The 15,972-nt window shown below is 43.9% G+C and carries 14 protein-coding genes; 7 read left to right on the top strand and 7 right to left on the bottom strand.

The window, feature by feature from the left end; all coding sequences use genetic code 11:
• Nucleotides 1-47: 47 nt before the first annotated feature.
• The 5 genes from AC3E9V_RS23345 to AC3E9V_RS23325 are packed head-to-tail and all read right to left on the bottom strand — an operon-like array spanning nt 48 to nt 7,304.
• Nucleotides 48-1,304, bottom strand: a complete 1,257-nt coding sequence (locus tag AC3E9V_RS23345) for a M16 family metallopeptidase (RefSeq protein WP_488750585.1) — start codon at nt 1,302-1,304, stop codon at nt 48-50.
• Entirely contained in the window at nt 1,305-2,531 is a 1,227-nt protein-coding gene (gene porV, locus AC3E9V_RS23340) for a type IX secretion system outer membrane channel protein PorV (RefSeq protein WP_488750584.1), read from the bottom strand. It abuts the gene before it with no gap.
• A 29-nt stretch (nt 2,532-2,560) separates the two neighbouring features.
• Nucleotides 2,561-5,929 (bottom strand): type IX secretion system sortase PorU, encoded by a 3,369-nt coding sequence (porU, locus tag AC3E9V_RS23335; protein WP_488750583.1) that lies wholly within the window; start codon nt 5,927-5,929, stop codon nt 2,561-2,563.
• Between the two features lie 46 nt (nt 5,930-5,975).
• On the bottom strand, nt 5,976-6,653 hold the full coding sequence (pssA, locus tag AC3E9V_RS23330) for a CDP-diacylglycerol--serine O-phosphatidyltransferase (protein WP_488750582.1): 678 nt from the start codon (nt 6,651-6,653) through the stop codon (nt 5,976-5,978).
• Between the two features lie 9 nt (nt 6,654-6,662).
• A complete protein-coding gene (locus AC3E9V_RS23325) occupies nt 6,663-7,304 on the bottom strand; it encodes an MBL fold metallo-hydrolase (protein ID WP_488750581.1) in 642 nt (213 codons plus the stop codon).
• 55 nt (nt 7,305-7,359) lie between these two features.
• On the opposite strand from AC3E9V_RS23325, the gene AC3E9V_RS23320 reads away from it, so the two are divergent.
• The 3 genes from AC3E9V_RS23320 to AC3E9V_RS23310 are packed head-to-tail and all read left to right on the top strand — an operon-like array spanning nt 7,360 to nt 12,591.
• Nucleotides 7,360-8,412: an NAD(P)/FAD-dependent oxidoreductase gene (locus AC3E9V_RS23320; RefSeq protein ID WP_488750580.1), complete on the top strand. Its 1,053-nt coding sequence runs from the start codon at nt 7,360-7,362 to the stop codon at nt 8,410-8,412.
• A gap of 6 nt (nt 8,413-8,418) precedes the next feature.
• Entirely contained in the window at nt 8,419-11,709 is a 3,291-nt protein-coding gene (locus AC3E9V_RS23315; RefSeq protein ID WP_488750579.1) for a translocation protein TolB, read from the top strand.
• A 9-nt stretch (nt 11,710-11,718) separates the two neighbouring features.
• Nucleotides 11,719-12,591, top strand: a complete 873-nt coding sequence (locus AC3E9V_RS23310) for a YicC/YloC family endoribonuclease (RefSeq protein WP_488750578.1) — start codon at nt 11,719-11,721, stop codon at nt 12,589-12,591.
• A 36-nt stretch (nt 12,592-12,627) separates the two neighbouring features.
• On the opposite strand, the gene AC3E9V_RS23305 is transcribed toward AC3E9V_RS23310, so the two are convergent.
• Nucleotides 12,628-13,146 (bottom strand): DUF2911 domain-containing protein, encoded by a 519-nt coding sequence (locus tag AC3E9V_RS23305; protein WP_488750577.1) that lies wholly within the window; start codon nt 13,144-13,146, stop codon nt 12,628-12,630.
• A 191-nt stretch (nt 13,147-13,337) separates the two neighbouring features.
• Here AC3E9V_RS23305 and AC3E9V_RS23300 point away from each other — a divergent pair, with 191 nt between their 5' ends.
• From AC3E9V_RS23300 to AC3E9V_RS23285, 4 genes are read left to right on the top strand one after another with little or no spacing between them, the layout of a single operon-like run.
• Complete coding sequence (locus tag AC3E9V_RS23300; RefSeq protein ID WP_488750576.1) at nt 13,338-13,907, top strand: hypothetical protein; 570 nt, start codon at nt 13,338-13,340, stop codon at nt 13,905-13,907.
• Nucleotides 13,908-14,234: a nucleotide pyrophosphohydrolase gene (locus AC3E9V_RS23295; protein ID WP_488750575.1), complete on the top strand. Its 327-nt coding sequence runs from the start codon at nt 13,908-13,910 to the stop codon at nt 14,232-14,234.
• Complete coding sequence (locus AC3E9V_RS23290) at nt 14,234-14,641, top strand: DUF2721 domain-containing protein (protein ID WP_488750574.1); 408 nt, start codon at nt 14,234-14,236, stop codon at nt 14,639-14,641. The genes AC3E9V_RS23295 and AC3E9V_RS23290 overlap by 1 nt, the downstream gene beginning before the upstream one ends.
• A gap of 6 nt (nt 14,642-14,647) precedes the next feature.
• Entirely contained in the window at nt 14,648-14,932 is a 285-nt protein-coding gene (locus tag AC3E9V_RS23285) for a YciI family protein (RefSeq protein WP_488750573.1), read from the top strand.
• A 225-nt stretch (nt 14,933-15,157) separates the two neighbouring features.
• Here AC3E9V_RS23285 and AC3E9V_RS23280 read toward each other — a convergent pair whose 3' ends face one another.
• Nucleotides 15,158-15,865 (bottom strand): 2-phosphosulfolactate phosphatase, encoded by a 708-nt coding sequence (locus tag AC3E9V_RS23280; RefSeq protein ID WP_488750572.1) that lies wholly within the window; start codon nt 15,863-15,865, stop codon nt 15,158-15,160.
• Between the last annotated feature and the right edge of the window lie 107 nt (nt 15,866-15,972).

The raw sequence follows: 15,972 nt of genomic DNA, 5'->3' as shown, positions 1-15,972 counted from the left end.
TTGAAGAGGAATTTTTCGTCTTGGTTGATTATTTGTGCCATTGGGAACTAGGCTACGCTCAATGTGATCATTTTTTCCTGATCCAGATACTTCTTAGCAGTTTCTTTTATGACCTCCGGAGTTATTTCGTTTAAGGATCTCAGAAAGTCTTCGTAATAGGAGGTATCCAGCCCGGCGCTATTCAGGTTTTTGATCATGTTTAGCGAGTTAAACGGGGTGTCAAAGGAGCTTAGAAATTTTCCTTTCATATAATTTGTAACCATACTCACCTCTTCCTGTGCCGGTGCAGTGGTTTGGAGATGATTTATTTCTTTAGCGATCTCCTCTTTTGTCAGATCCAGCTTTTCCTTCAGCACTTCCGTACTGATATACCAGTAAGAGGCTTTTTGCAAGTGGGCTATGGATGAGTGGATACCATAGGTCAGCCCTTTTTCTTCCCGGATGTTTTTCATCAGCCGCGACCCAAAAAAACCTCCCAAAAAGACATTGGTTATTTTGAGGCGATGTGTATCCGGATGATGCCTGTCAATGGTAAAATGCCCCTGTCGCAAGCTGGCCTGCGTGCTTTCTTCTCGAGTTATATGTTGATCAGCATTACCGGTATTAGCAGCAATATCCCGGGCTCCTGCATTTCCAAAATTAACTTTTTCGAAAGCGGATTGTAGTACCTCTATATCTTCCGGAGCAACCATTCCCGCCAGGTAAAAAGTCGGATTGCTTAGCAAGGTGGAATGAAACTTACTGACTTGATCAAGTGTGATATCTTTCACCTTTTCGTCATCAATGATCACCCCATAAGGATGCTCTTTGCCAAACAACATCTCTCTGAATTTCAGGCCCGCATAAGCATTGTTTTTAGCATGTTGCTGATGGATCTGTTGTATCCTTATTCGCTTCAGGAGATCAAACTCTTTCTGAGGATGCCCCGGTTCTCTGAGCATTTCAGCCAGTAGTTGCACGAGAGGCGGAAAGAATTTCTTGAGGGTGTACAGTTTGATATGAATGAAATCCAGGGTGGGTGTAATCTCTAAGTGACTCCCATAGAAATCAAAGGCTTCGGCTATTTGCTCAGAGGTTTTAGAAGTCGTGCCCTCTGTGAGCATTTTAGCAGCGAAGTATGTTAATCCCGGAGAGGTTTCATTCCACCGGCCTACGGGCAGATCGATTTCCAGTACAAGAACGGGTTGTGTGCCCTGCTCAATGATAAATAAAGGGTACCCGCCCTCTAGTGTGGTCTTATGAGGTTCAGGGATTTCAGGGAGTATTATTTCTTCTGCTTGTGGTGCTTCCGTTCTGTCCAGCATCTAGTTGGAAGTTGGAGCTTCAGGTTCGTTTTTTTCCATGTTAAAGACGAATGACAGCCTGAGTGTATCTCCTAGCGGGTGATTGTTCTCCTGCGGGACCAGGTACGAAAAGTCTATTCCGATCACCTGATATCTAAAGCCCAGGCCTGCCGTGAAGTATTTTCGGTTGCCTTTGGATTCACTTTCATAGAAGTATCCTGCCCGTACTGCAAAAATATCTCTGTACCAATATTCCGTACCTACAGAGAGCATAACCTCTCTTAGTTCTTCCATGGCTCCACCAGGAGCATCTCCGAAGGAACCGATAGTACCACTAAGCAGCGGTCGATCCGGATCTTTACCTGCAGCAATTACCGGTTTATCGTCCGGTCCGATTACAAATTCCCCATCTTCATCTACTTCATAGATAGGAGGTGTAGGTACCAGGAGTTTGTTAAAGTCTACCACCAGGGTGATACTATTATATGGGTCTATATTGGTTTTGAAAGCAGATCCTAATCTCAGGTTTCCAGGAATATAATCCTCATTAGATTCGTTACTGTACGTTATTTTCTGGCCAAAATTGGAAATGTGGGCACCAAATGAGAGTTCTGAATTCATTCCACTTACGAGCAGCTCTTTGGTGTAGTAAAGTCCCAGGTCTATGGCAACGCTGGTTCCGGCGCGTGCGTCCGGTGCTCCCGTGATGTTTCCTGATAGGTTAGACCAGATAAACCGCCCGGTGATCCCAACTCCCAGGTTTTCAGAAAGTTTTCTTGAGTAGGTAGCGTCCAAAGCTGCTTCCCTGGGGTTTTCAAGGCCCAGAGGCTCTCCGTTTGCGTCCGTTAGCTGGATCTCACCCAGGTCAAAATACCTGAGAGAAGCTCCGATGGTTTGGATACGATCTATCTTTTTGTAAAAAGTGAGATAGTTGAGGGACATATCATCTACGATATTTCCCAGCCAGGGAGAGTACGAAAACGAAAAACCAAGATCGTCTTCTATAAACGCAAGTTTACCATTGTTCCAGTGAGTACTGTAGGCATCCGGAGAGGTAGCTACCCCGGCATCTCCCATAGCCGACCCCCGGCTATCCGGAGCAAAACTTAGAAATGGCACAGCTACGGTAATCGGGTTCCTTGCACTGTCCTGGCCTGATATATAGGCAGAGTTAGAGTTTTGTGCTAGCGCCAAAAGTGGGAAGCCAGCAATTAATGTCCAAAGTGTTTTCTTGAGACGGTAAGTCATTCACAGAAATTTAAGGTTGCCAAAGATAATTAATTAATGATTACAAGCCTTTTTATTACTTCATTATTCGCCCCGTCAAATGTACTGGTCACTGACAATCTATAAATGTAGACGCCTTTTTCCAACCGGGCACCCTGAAAGTTCCCGACGGACCATTTCAGGTCATCAATAGTGCCTGGACTGTTGTCAATGGTGTAATTTAACCGATGGACTTGTTCTCCTCTCATGCTATATAATGATATGCTAATTTCCAGCTTCTCCCCTTCCCGGTCATGATCAAACCGGAAAGTGGTCTCCCCGCCAATAGAAACAGGGTTGGGGTAGAGATTAGCATTGTATATCCGAATGACGGGGTCGTCGGATACTTTAAACTCAACTCTCGCCGTACCTGAATTATTGTGTGTGTCCCAAAATTTTAGTATTCCTGTATAGCTTCCCGGGTCCAGGTTTTGCAAGGGAAAAGTCACACTTCCTTGCGTGAAATCATCAGGGTCGGCCGTATAAAAATCATTTAGTACGATAGGTTCACCATCGTTTAAAGTAAGCGTAATGCTGTTGTTGAAGCCATTATTTGAAATATTGATACCGTTTTCATCAGAGAGTCTGGCTATCAGCAGGCTGGTCGTACCGACAGTTCCACCAGATGAAAAAGAGGGTTCATTTATGTAAATGCTACCTGTTGGGGGCTTTTGATCGCTGCTTACATTGGGAGCAGTGCCACCAAGTACAAAATTGCGGGTTGCTCCGGAAGCGTCCAGCAGGTCCTGATCACTCCATGCATACATCGTTAGTTTACCCGGTTTGTATTTGTATGAGATGTTTTTAGGCAGAATGAAAGTAGCATCAAAAAGACCGTCCTTTACAGATACTTCGCCTCTGTAGAGCGCATTGGTCTGGTCCTGGTATTGATATGGTGCATTGCCGGAGCCCTTTGTGATTTTTTCCTGGGGAATGTCCCATAATGTTACGATCGCTTTTCCACTAAATGACTGAACCAGTTGTGCATTTTCCATGATTGAGCCAGAGAGCTGATATGTTTCGAGAGCACTTAGCGTATCCTGCTCACCAGACATTTGGTCAAATACTATATTGTACTTCGGATAATTTAACCGGAGCATGGGATCACCGAGCAGTGCGAAATTCCGGTTTACCGGGCCGCGGAGGCTGTTATTTTTAGTTGCTTTAATCACATCTCCCAGCCTTGGGAACCTGCCATCTATTTTCTTCAATACATTTTCATGAAATGCCTGGTTTACCGGGAAATTGGTGTGAGCGAAAACAGGACGTGTGGTGCATAACAGACCAATTGCACCTCCATGTGGACTTAGTAAAAGCATTTCAGCGCCTGAGGTGAATGCCGGATCATCGTATTTTCCAAAGTCGCAGGTTGCAGTCACAAAGAGCGGTAGTTTTTGACGATTGGTTAGCTGACCTATGATCGTGGAGTTGATCACATTTTCAATAGTAAGCTGTTCTTCATTACCATGACCTATGTAATTAAAAATAAAGATTCCGTCTTTGATCGCGTTGAGGATGGCCTGGGTGGCTTCCGGTGATTTGTTATTCTCCTGGTCGAAATTATCCAGGTAAAGCTTTTTAGCATTATAATCAATATAACTGGTATCTAAGATATCAAAGAGCCTATCTGCGTGGATCATGTGTGTGGCATTGTCTCCATCATCTGAGAAGTAGGCGATCTCATTTCTCCATTTGCCAAGCGCTTTTTCACTGGTTTTATAACGAATGATCTTATCCACTACATCGGTGGCCTCAGTTCGGGTTTTGGCAGCTATTCGGCCAACTCCTATTTCCATGGTATGGTCTTCATAGGGTATGATGTATTCTGAGGAGTTATTTCTACGAACACCCTCAAACCATCCGCCTTCATTTTCCTCGAAAAAGCCAAAGTAATCATCGGATGAGTGGCTGTAAATGGGATGAAAAGATTCTGTAGATTGATAGACCGGCACAAGGTTGGTGTTGTTTGAGACTCTGTTTTTATAGTCGTATGAGCCATCCCCAAAGAGCAGCGCGTATTTTAAGCGTCCCCCATTTTCATAAGCATACTTCAGGAAATCGCGAATTGCGGTGATATCCTGTCTTCCTGCCGAAAATTCATTGTACACCTGTTGGGTAGTAACCACGCCCACGGAGAGCTGATCATATGAGGTGTGAAATCCCGCCAGTCGGCTCGCCTCCGACAGGAAGTCAGGATGAGTTACGATGATGCCTTCACTATTGGCGAGTGACTTGATGTTTTGGTTACTGACCGAGGCAATATATTCCGGTGAGGGAAAATCTGACCCTTCGAAAGCCACCAGGGTATTTTTATCAGAAGCAGGGACATTTATTTCAGCAGTGTTTCCTGTTAGTGAAAATGGTAAGGATAAAGCATTTTCCGGGTTGGTGACATTCCAGATCTTTGTTTGAGAGGAGCTGTTACCAATTTCATAAGTTTGAGGTGAGGATAAGCTTCCGGTATGAAAGGTGGTTTCATTATCATATAAAGCCAGGTTACGCTCATAGGCTAGTATGAAATAATCGATGTGACCACTTGCATTGCCTGTTTTGTTGAATTTCACCCTTAACCGAAGATCATTTCCGGAAATGACAGCATTGTAAACACTATCAGCATACTTTGCTTTATCCTGATACGTGTTACCTATTCCCGTTAATATCGGCTGGATTGGAAGCTTACCTATCAGCCCATCATTAATCGATATCTCGTAATTGCATCCGTCCACACATGCCCCTACTGCTCCAAGCTTTAATTGCATAGGACCTACACTTCCTGAAATTTCATAATCGAAGGTTTTTTGAGTGCCTGCTAGTCCACCTATATCCTCACCAAGCCATAGTCGACCACTTTGAAATTTGTTGACAAGGTCCTTTTCATGGATAATGTATTCGGTAAAAGTAGTTTTTGGCTCACCACCTTCAGATGCAGGAGATTGAGAAATTCTTTTGCCCGGGTCACCCCCATAGGTTATAAAATAATAGGTAATGTCAGCATACAGGTTTTTCTGGTAGTGGAGGGTGCTGTCTACGGAGAAGTGGTCCGGAGAAAGACCATAAAAAAGAAAATAGTCTCCCTCATCCATGGAGCCATCTTGTGTGCCTACCCCTTCTATAGCAAATTCTACTGGATCTGACGGACGGTCAAAGCTATTCTCTTGTGGAAGCATTCCGTGAATGGGACTTCCAAATACTTTAAAGGTTTTTGGGTCAACCGCAGAAAGATCAACTCCAAGTTCAGAACTAAGAAAATTGCGGTCTATCTTATAAATGCCAGACTTTTTTACACCGATTTTATGCCACTCTCCGGATGAGAGAACACTTTGTGCCGGTAGCCGCGCAGTAATGCAGATGGTGAGCAAAAGCGGAAAAAGTACTCGCATTGATTTGTAACGCTTTATTTTAATTTCTAGTGCTTTAAGTAGTTTTTTAAACGCCTTCAGTCCTGGCAAAATTCCCAACCAGGGAGATCATCAGGTAAATCGGAATAATAAAAGGCAGTCCGTCCTGCTGAAAAACGAATAAAGTTAAGGCAATCGCGATGATTAGAATGTATTTTAATGCATTCTGTCTCCAGGATAGCCCCTTGAATTTGAGAGCGATCATTGTAAGGGGGGCAACCAGGAGAAAACAAGAAAGGCCTGTTATAATGAGTAATGCCCAAACCCCCGGGTTCAGTTCAGTCGGCAGGTAAGGTAAGGTGGCGATCATAATGGCGTTTGCCGGGGTGGGCAGCCCTATAAATTTATCAGTCTGGCTATCATCAATATTGAACTTTGCCAGCCGAAGAGCTGAAAACACGACGATACTTAGGCCTGCCAGCGGTAAAAATTCGGACGGTGGGTTGCTTTGCTCAAGCAATCGATACATGATAAAGCCAGGGAGAAGGCCAAAAGAAACTACATCTGCTAATGAATCCAGCTCTTTGCCTATTGCGGATCTTACCTGAAGCAATCTGGCCATAAGGCCATCCAGAAAGTCAAAGATCCCACAAATTCCGATAAAAAAAATGGCCCAGTCTACCTGCTCATTGAGGATCACTATGCAGCCTATTGCACCTGTGAAGAGGTTGAGACTGGTGACGAAATTTGGGATATGTTTTTTCATGTCATAAAATCAGACTGCTTTAACAAATGGGTTCGTCACTTTTTCTTCTCCTATTGTAGTAACAGGTCCATGGCCTGGATAGACAATGGTGTCATCAGGCAGTTTGTATAGTTTTTCCTGAATATTATCAATCAGCTGCTGGTGATTCCCTCCAGGCAGATCAGTCCTTCCGATGCTGCCTTTAAAGAGCACATCGCCACCGATCAGCTTTCTCTCACCGGTGTGGTGAAAGACCAGGTGACCGGGTGAATGCCCCGGGGTGTAGATGATTTCCAGGTTTGTTTTTCCGAACGATATGGATCCACTGTTGTCCAGTAGTAAGTCTGGTTCTGCAGGGCTGTACTGTTGGATGCCCCACTGGGGGGCATAGGCAGTGACAGCCCGATAATTTTCTACTTCATTTTTGGGAATCCATAGCGGGCACTGAAAGGCGGTTTTCATGAAATGATTACCCAGTACATGATCAATGTGACAGTGTGTGTTTACTATTGCCTTGATCGTTACCCCTTCTTCCCTTACAGCATTTTCCAGCTCATCCCGTTCATATTTTTCATAGCAGCCGGGGTCCACTATTACACCTTCTTTGGTATCATCCCAAATCAGGTAGGTATTCTCATAGAAAGGATTAAACACAAAGGATTTTATAATCATAATCCGGATTTCATCAGTTGAGATGTTGCAAATTTGTGTAAAAAAAGTGAAGGGCTTGGAGAAAGTAGATTTTTTGATCGTAGGTCAGGGTATAGCAGGCAGTTTGCTGGCACATGAGCTTTTAAAGGCTGGTCAGCAGGTGATGGTGGTGGATGAAGAGGTGAACGAGACATCTTCAAACCGGGCCGCCGGTTTGTATAATCCTGTAACCGGCCGGAAAATGATTAAGACCTGGCTGGCAGATGAGCTGTTCCCGGGTTTGGAAGCTTACTATCGTGATCTTGAAGCTGTCTATGGCGGCTCATTTGTGTTCCCAAAGACCATCTACAGACCCTTTTACTCCACCGAGGAGCTCAATGACTGGCAGGGGAAGGCGGGGATGGCTGAGTACCAACCCTTTGTTAAGGAAATTGTGTCTCAGTCATTGGAAATAGAAGGGGTGAACGATCGTTATGGAGGACTTAAACTTAATTTTTGTGGCTATGTGGATCTGCCGGTGCTTATTCAGTCAGTAAAAAAAAGGTTGAAGGAGCTGGGAGTTTTCCGTAGTGAGGTGTTTAATAATAAAGAGCTGGCAACTAAAGGTAATGGTGTACGGTATAAAAACATAGAAGCCCGGAAAGTGGTTTTCTGTGAAGGGACAAAAGTCTCAGATAATGATTATTGGGGCTACCTGCCTTTCCGGCCTGTAAAGGGAGAAATTATGGATATAGAAGCGCCTCTACCAACGGATATGATCATCAATCGTGGTGTTTTTATGTTACCCAGAAAGGGCATATTCAGAGTAGGGTCTACCTATGATCACGAGCGGCTGGATTACACCCCCACAGTGGATGGAATCAAAATGCTCAAAAATCGGTTATCTAAGACATACTCGGGAGATTACCGTGTGGTAGATCATGCAGCCGGGGTTCGGCCAGCTACTTTTGATCGGCGGCCTTTCATGGGTTGGCATCCGGAATACAGCTCCGTTGGTATATTTAATGGTTTTGGCACAAAAGGTGTTTCATTAGTTCCATATTTTGCGCGCCAATTTGTAAATTACTGTTTACACGATTCCGAACTGTTGCCAGAGGTGTCAGTAAACAGGGTTAAAAATTTGAAATAGGATTAGATGAAAGGGCTTATTTTAGGAATGGTACTGACGGTGCTGATGACGGTTTCTGCCGTAGCCCAGTACTATCATACCCCGTATGGACACAATCGTATTCAGTATAAAAATTTCGAGTGGTATTTTTATTCTACCAATAATTTTGAAGTTTATTACTATCCGGGAGGCCAGGACTATGCGTTACATGCCTTAAACTTTCTGGAGGAAGAGTTTACACAGCTGACCGATGTGCTGGGATATGCACCCTACACCAAGACAAAAATCTTCGTTTACAATTCCCTTCAGGATCTGCAGCAAAGTAATATTGGCATAAGCGGTGATGTTTACACCATAGGTGGGAAAACAGACTTTGTGAAGCTGCAGGTGGAGATAGCTTATACAGGACAGACCAGTGAGTTTAAGAAAGAGATGCTCTATAAGCTTTCTAAAGTACTCATCAATGATATGATGTTTGGAGGCAGCCTGGCTGAGATATTCCAAAACTCCTATCTATTGTCACTTCCTGAATGGTTTATTGATGGAGCGGCTCGCTATCTGGCTTATGGCTGGAATCAGGAAATGGACGATTACGTCAGGGATTACCTCTCTCGCAAGCAGATCAACAAGCTGGTGAAGATCCAGAATGATGATGCCGGGATTGTGGGGCAGTCCATCTGGAACTACATCGCTATCAAATACGGCCGAAGCAATATTTCGAATATCCTCAATCTCACCCGGATCATTCGTAATGAAGAAAACAGCATATCCAACACGCTGGGACTTTCTTTTAAACGGTTCCTGGACGATTGGCAGAATTTCTACCTGGTTCAGCAAGAGGAGATCCTTGACAATTACCAGGCAATTAATGAAGAGCAGATACTGGCAAGCTATGGGAGAAAAGATGTTGCGATCAATCATGTGAAAATTAACCCTACAGGTGAAAAAGTAGCTTATACCTTTCATAAAAATGGGAAGTACAAGGTAAATGTGGTGGACTTGTCCACAGGGAGGGAAGAGACGGTAGTACGAGGAGGCTATTTGATCAATGAGCAGGAGATAGATTTTCACCTGCCACTGATCGATTGGCAGGATAACAATGCTGTAGGGGTTTTGCTTTACAAAAGAGGCTACCTGTACCTGAATACTTATAATGTTTTAACAGGTGAGAGGCTTCAGAAACCGCTCAACAGGTTTCGTCAGGTTGAGAGCTTTTCTTTCAATGATAACGGGCGACTAGCGATCATTAGCGGTGATATAGATGGGCAAAATGATCTCTTTCTTATCAGCATGCGGCGAAATGCCCTGAAGCGTATAACCAATGACCTTTATGATGATATTGACCCGGTCTTCATTCCAGGTACGGCGGCTATTGTGTTTAGCTCAAACAGGGAAATAGATTCGGTAGAGATTGAAAAGGTAGAGCTAAAAGAAGTTGGCGATAACTACAACCTGTTTTTATACGATCTGGATACTACCACGCATTCCTTTAGTCGACTCACCAATACCTTCAGTATAGACCGGAAGCCATTAGTAAGAAATCAGTACTTCATTTATTACCTAAGTGACCAAAAGGGTATCACTAATCTTTATCGCTACAGCACCCTGGATCGTACCTTCAATCAGGTCAGCAATTTTGAATACAGTATTAAGGATTATGACCTGTCTTTTGAGGAAGACAAGTTTACCTACCTGATGCTGGATGGAGGTCGTAACAAGGTTTTTCTGGATGAGTCTTTTGATCTGGAACGAAAGATCTTTACTCCGCAGACGGCTCGTCAGCGAATGGCACAAGCAAAGTTTATTGCCGGAAGGTTTGTAGAAAGAGCTAAAAAAGAAAAAGAGCAGGAGCCTGAAGAAGAAACCTTTGAGGTGCCTGAGTCAAAACCCATAGAAAATGAGCTGACGGATGTGGACTCTTTAGTACTTCCGGAATCTTTCTTTTTTACCGATGAGGATGAAAAGGAGCAGGGGGAAGTAAGTAGTGAAAAGGGACTTATCGACACGGACAATTATGTGTTTGAGGATGACCAACCACAGAGTCAAAGTAGATTCAAGCCTGAATCATTCTTCTCAAACTACCGAAAGCTGGAGCGAAAGTCGAGAGTTATAGGTCCACAGGCTTATGAACCCCGGTTCAGCTTCAATAATTTGATCACTTCTTTTGCGATAGACCCTATCAGAGGGTTTAGTATACTCCTCGAAACGGAAGTTAATGATATACTGGAAAATCACCGGCTGACAGGAGGTGTACTTACTACGACCGATTTGAGAAGCGGCCATATTTATGGAGAGTATCAGTACCTGAAGTACTGGATGGATTTTCACCTGCGATTTAACCGGAATGCCTACCTGATCAATGATTTTACAGAGCAGGATCAGCTGGTACAGAAATACACCCTCAATAAGATAGAGGTAGCAGCTTCTGTGCCATTAACCAATACTTTCCGTTTTGAGGCATCCCCTTTCTATGCAGGCACCGTTTTTAATAACCTTCAGAATCAATATGTGTTGGGCACAAACCCTGCAGCCAATTTTGCACAGGACGACAAAGTACACTATGCAGGAGCACGCGTAGCTGCCGTTTTGGATAATACGATCGAAAAAGGGTTTAATATCTATCAGGGAACCCGTGGCCTTGTAGAGTTTGAGAACTATTTTGGAGTCACCAATACGAGAAAAAGCTTCAGCCGGGTGAATGTAGACTTGCGGCACTATCAAAAGATCCATAAAGAGGTAACCTTCGCTACACGTTTGTTTTATGGGCATTCATTTGGAGAAAGTGCACAAAACTATGTACTGGGAGGTATGCAAAACTGGGTTTTCCGGCAGTTTGAAGATCAGGGGCTAAGCGATCCGTTTTACTTTTCAAATACACGAAACAACTCCAATTTACTTTTTACCAAGTTTGTGACTAATTTGAGAGGATTTGATTATAATGAGATGTTTGGTACGGACGCGCTGCTTTTCAATGCCGAGTTCAGATTTCCTGTGTTCAGGTATTTTGCGAGTGCGCCTATTTCCTCTGCATTTCTCCGAAACTTTCAGCTGATCGGTTTCTATGATATGGGCACAGCCTGGACAGGAAAACCTCCGTTTACGGAAAAAGGTACAGCCTTCAGGAAAAAGTACGCTGAGGAAGGGTCGCCATTTAGTGCAGAGATAGCTAACTTCCAGAATCCATGGCTGGCAGGTTATGGATTTGGGGTGCGTACTGTATTGCTGGGATACTATATTAAGGTAGATGTGGCTCGTCCTATTCAGGACTTTGAAATTGGGGATACCAGAATATACCTAACTCTCGGATTAGATTTCTAAATTTACCGGATGCTTTATTCAATGACTGGATTTGGTTCGGCTGAGGCTGAATCTGAACATTACCGTATCAAAGTTGAGCTGAAGACACTCAATAGCAAATTTTTCGACCTGAACTTAAAGCTACCCCGTGAGCTGGCTGATCGTGAGTTAGAAATCAAAACGCTTATAGGACAGCACCTGAAAAGAGGCAAGGTAAACCTGACAGTGGAGCTGGTGCCGCTGACTCTCGAAGAGCCTACAGTAAAGATCAACGATCGATTATTTGTTACCTACTATAAGAAGTATGAGGAGCTGGCTGAGCAGGTGGACGCTAACCCTAAAGACCTGTTTCGCCTGGCATTACACTCGCCGGATGTGATTACAACTGATGAAGGTGGCCCCGATGCGAACTGGAGCATGACCAAAGATGCTCTGATGGTGGCAATTGATAAATGCAATGATTTCAGGCGAGAAGAGGGCGCTACATTATCGGGTCAGCTGAATGCTTACATTCAAGGTATAGGTGATGGGCTTAAGCTGGTTAAGGAACACGACCCTAAGCGGATGCAGCAGATCCGTGAGCGAATCACTTCAAACATAGAAGAAATCAAAGAGAAAGTACAGGTGGATCAGAACCGTTTCGAGCAGGAGTTGATCTACTATATCGAAAAGCTGGATATTACTGAGGAGAAGGTGCGATTAGAAAAACATCTGGAGTATTTCACGGAGGTTATGACCCATAGTGATGCTCAGGGAAAGAAACTCGGGTTCATATCCCAGGAGATAGGCCGGGAGATCAATACGATCGGCGCAAAGGCTAATGATGCGGTAATTCAGCGAGCTGTCGTTCAGATGAAAGATGAGCTGGAGAAGATAAAAGAACAGCTGCTCAATATACTCTAGTAAAAGGCGACCGTTTGAGATCGCCTTTTACCTTTGTTATTTGGATACGGTAAATGGGACTGATTTTTCAGCCCATGTCATGGCCACAGTACCATCTTCATCGATGGTGTATTTGAGTTGTTCTACCGAGTCTACGTTTTTAGGTGTAACATCCACACGTAGCGCATCCTGGCTGCTATCATAGTCGTATGCTCCCCACTGGTCCCAGACTTTGTTGAAAATGACAGTCCAGTCACCCTCTTCCTTAGGAAGGATAAAGAAACCATACTTTCCTTTGGGCAGGTCCTTGCCATTGATCTTTACGTCCTCAGAAAACTCGATGGTTGTGGCATTATTTGCTCCTGCCCGCCATACTTTACCCCAGGGTTCCAGTCCACCGTAGATGGTTCTTCCCTTTACACTCGGTGAGTGATAGCTTATTTTTACGGATACACCGTCAATGGTTCCTTCTGCTTTTGCCGGGGGACTCTTTTTTTGTGCATCAGCATAAGTGCCGCAAAAGACAATGATTGCTAATGCAATAAATGATTGAGTAAATGTTTTTAAGTTTTTCATATGCATTTGGTTTTCCTCATTTCACGGATAAAATAGAGATTTGTTTTTGGTTACTGTTTGAATTGGCAATCATTTATCTATAGTAGTCAGACCTGCGACTTTTCTGATTTATCAATGGATTTGGTTTGTTTGACTATTGATAGAATTATAAAACACCGGGAATTTGTTATCTTAAAAGAAAAATTTGGATTATGAAGACACTAAGCCGCCTCACCTTATTAGCAATAATATTATCAGCTTGTTCGTCGGAAGTCAGCAAAGAAAAAAGGCCTCTGGTAAACGCCATCAATAAAAAAGTAGATGACATTGATGCCAATCACCGGGTGGATATCTATGAAGACGACTTCCACTCAGGAGACTCTGTTTATAAGATCAGAGGTTATTTTATGGATGAGAACCTGCTTAAGCTGGTGGGAGTCTTATACACTCCAAAAGGGGAACGGGATGATTACTTTTATTTTGAAAGCAACCAGCCTATTTTCAGCGGTCATATTGTAGTTATGAAAGATGAGCACTTAGCTTCCGAGTATAAGTACTACTTTGATGAGTCAGGTCAGATTGCAGAGGCACTTTATTGGGAAGATCACTATGAGCGAGGAAAGCAATTCCCTCATGAAAAATTTGAGGAATTCCAACCGGATCCTGATTCACTGATGAAGAGTGAAGATAAGCGGCTCAATTTTTTTCTTTCTAAGCTGAATGTAGAAGGATTCAGGGTTCGCAAAGAGAATGAAAACCTGGGAGCAAATACGGAAAGATAAATGACAATAGAAGAGGCACAGGAGCAGGTAGATCAGTGGATAAAAACAGTGGGCGTGCGCTACTTCAATGAGCTCACCAATATGACGATCCTTACGGAGGAGGTGGGTGAGCTTGCAAGGATCATGGCGCGAAAATATGGTGAGCAATCTTTCAAGGAAAGTGATAAGGGTAAAGACCTGGGTGATGAGATGGCTGATGTCTTATGGGTGCTTATCTGTCTGGCCAACCAGACTGGTGTGGACCTGACGAAGGCGTTGGAAAAAAATTTTGAGAAGAAAAACATCCGGGATGCCAGCCGCCATCAGAACAATAAGAAACTCAAATAATGGAAATTTCCCTTACAACACCAGCTTTATTATTTCCGGCTATTTCCCTTTTGCTTTTGGCGTACACCAATCGTTTTTTGGCTATTGCCAGTATCATCCGGCAGCTTCATACAAAGTACAATGAAAACCCTAAAAACGTACTGGAAGGCCAGCTTGACAACCTGAGAACCCGGTTGTTTTTGATCCGGGTAATGCAGTTTTTTGGTGTAGCCAGCCTGTTTTTATGCGTACTGGCTATGTTTTTTATCTATATGAAAGTAGGCGAGTGGGGTAGCATTATTTTTGGGATATCCCTGGTGTTCCTGTTAATTTCGCTTTTTATCTCTCTGCGGGAGATCCAGCTGTCTACCAAGGCGTTGGAGATAGAGCTGAGTGATATGGAGTTTGGCTCCAAATTAAAATTTTAAGAACTTATGAATTACATCGTTATAAGTCGAGATCATGCAGATGGTTTTGAGAGGCGTCAAAAGCACAGGGCTGCCCATTTAGAAGGAGCTAAAAAGCTAAAAGAAGAAGGCAAACTGCTGTATGCGGTAGCGCTGATTGAGGAAGGGAAGATGAAAGGCTCAGTGATGGTTTTTGATTTCCCCACGCAGGCTGAATTTGACGAATGGAGAAAAAACGAACCCTATGTCACAGGTAACGTCTGGGATAGTATGGAGGTGTCTGAATGTGCCATACCGCCATTATTTAGCTAGTACTGCGTTAAGTATAAATTGTCGGAACAAACTCCCGCTGACCCGCCTGCCAGAGTAGTACGGCGGCCAGGTGTCGCAGAAAAACGCAGAAATGCATTGAGAATCAGCGAAGACCTGCCTTTGCCGGAAGTGGCTACTGCAGGCAGGTTAGCGTAATCTGCGGGAAATGAAGAGTGTTGTTACACTATGCCTGGGATATTATATCGTTAGCATTACACTAGTGCCTTACAGGACCAATTCCAGTCGGTCTTTTTTAAACTGCGGCACTACACTAAACAGGCTGGACTGCATACAAAATTCAAGGTCCTTCTCTACCCCAAAACCTGCCAGCCTGTGGGCGTGTGAGGATTCCCTGGATATTTTGGGCAGGTCCATTTTATTGTGATCATATAGATGCTTTGCCAGCAACGCAGGGTCCCCCTGAATTTGGAAGGTATTGGAGAGCTCATCGATAAGTGCACCGGCAAATAATGTGTCCTCTATATTGACCATACCTTTCCAGCCGGCACAATGGATTATGATATCTTTTCTGCTGGTAGCAACATAGGTAGCCAGCGATCTCAGGTTTAGAAATGCGCCAATAAGGATCTGATCCGCACCTTTGGAGGCCAGGATGGTTCTGGTACCGTTTGTGGTGGTTACAGCGATAGACTTGCCTTTGAAATCGTCCGACATGTATTCATAAGGAGAGTTGCCGATATCAAAGCCATCAACTTTTTGTCCCCCTCGCTCACCGGCAGTAACCATCCCTCGTTTTCCCAGTGCAAAGCAATCATCTACATTGTCTACGGGATAGATAGCCTCCACTCCGTAAGCCATACCAGCCACCATGCATGAAGTCGCTCTGAAAATATCCACAACGATCACGATCTTTCCATCCAGCGAGTACTGATGGATAAGCTCAGGAGTAAGACAAACTTCTACATTATTCATGTGTTCAAAGTTTCGAAATAAGCCGGGCCGCGTAGGCGGTTTGCCGCAACTCTTTGATCATACCATGTTGGCATGGCTCAATATCTAAGTTGAGACTACGCGTCCCG

It is taken from the genome of Marinoscillum sp. HNIBRBA16962, from assembly GCF_057801515.1.
Note: the sequence above shows the minus strand (reverse complement) of the source record. Positions and strands in the feature narration are given on the sequence as shown.

Bases quoted from the DNA above. Each gene is read 5' to 3' on its own strand.
- porU (WP_488750583.1), bottom strand. From the start codon at position 5,929: ATGCGAGTACTTTTTCCGCTTTTGCTCACCATCTGCATTACTGCGCGG.
- porV (WP_488750584.1), bottom strand. From the start codon at position 2,531: ATGACTTACCGTCTCAAGAAAACACTTTGGACATTAATTGCTGGCTTC.
- AC3E9V_RS23305 (WP_488750577.1), bottom strand. From the start codon at position 13,146: ATGAAAAACTTAAAAACATTTACTCAATCATTTATTGCATTAGCAATC.
- pssA (WP_488750582.1), bottom strand. From the start codon at position 6,653: ATGAAAAAACATATCCCAAATTTCGTCACCAGTCTCAACCTCTTCACA.
- AC3E9V_RS23315 (WP_488750579.1), top strand. From the start codon at position 8,419: ATGAAAGGGCTTATTTTAGGAATGGTACTGACGGTGCTGATGACGGTT.
- AC3E9V_RS23300 (WP_488750576.1), top strand. From the start codon at position 13,338: ATGAAGACACTAAGCCGCCTCACCTTATTAGCAATAATATTATCAGCT.
- AC3E9V_RS23310 (WP_488750578.1), top strand. From the start codon at position 11,719: ATGCTTTATTCAATGACTGGATTTGGTTCGGCTGAGGCTGAATCTGAA.
- AC3E9V_RS23285 (WP_488750573.1), top strand. From the start codon at position 14,648: ATGAATTACATCGTTATAAGTCGAGATCATGCAGATGGTTTTGAGAGG.
- AC3E9V_RS23345 (WP_488750585.1), bottom strand. From the start codon at position 1,304: ATGCTGGACAGAACGGAAGCACCACAAGCAGAAGAAATAATACTCCCT.
- AC3E9V_RS23325 (WP_488750581.1), bottom strand. From the start codon at position 7,304: ATGATTATAAAATCCTTTGTGTTTAATCCTTTCTATGAGAATACCTAC.
- AC3E9V_RS23280 (WP_488750572.1), bottom strand. From the start codon at position 15,865: ATGAATAATGTAGAAGTTTGTCTTACTCCTGAGCTTATCCATCAGTAC.
- AC3E9V_RS23290 (WP_488750574.1), top strand. From the start codon at position 14,234: ATGGAAATTTCCCTTACAACACCAGCTTTATTATTTCCGGCTATTTCC.
- AC3E9V_RS23295 (WP_488750575.1), top strand. From the start codon at position 13,908: ATGACAATAGAAGAGGCACAGGAGCAGGTAGATCAGTGGATAAAAACA.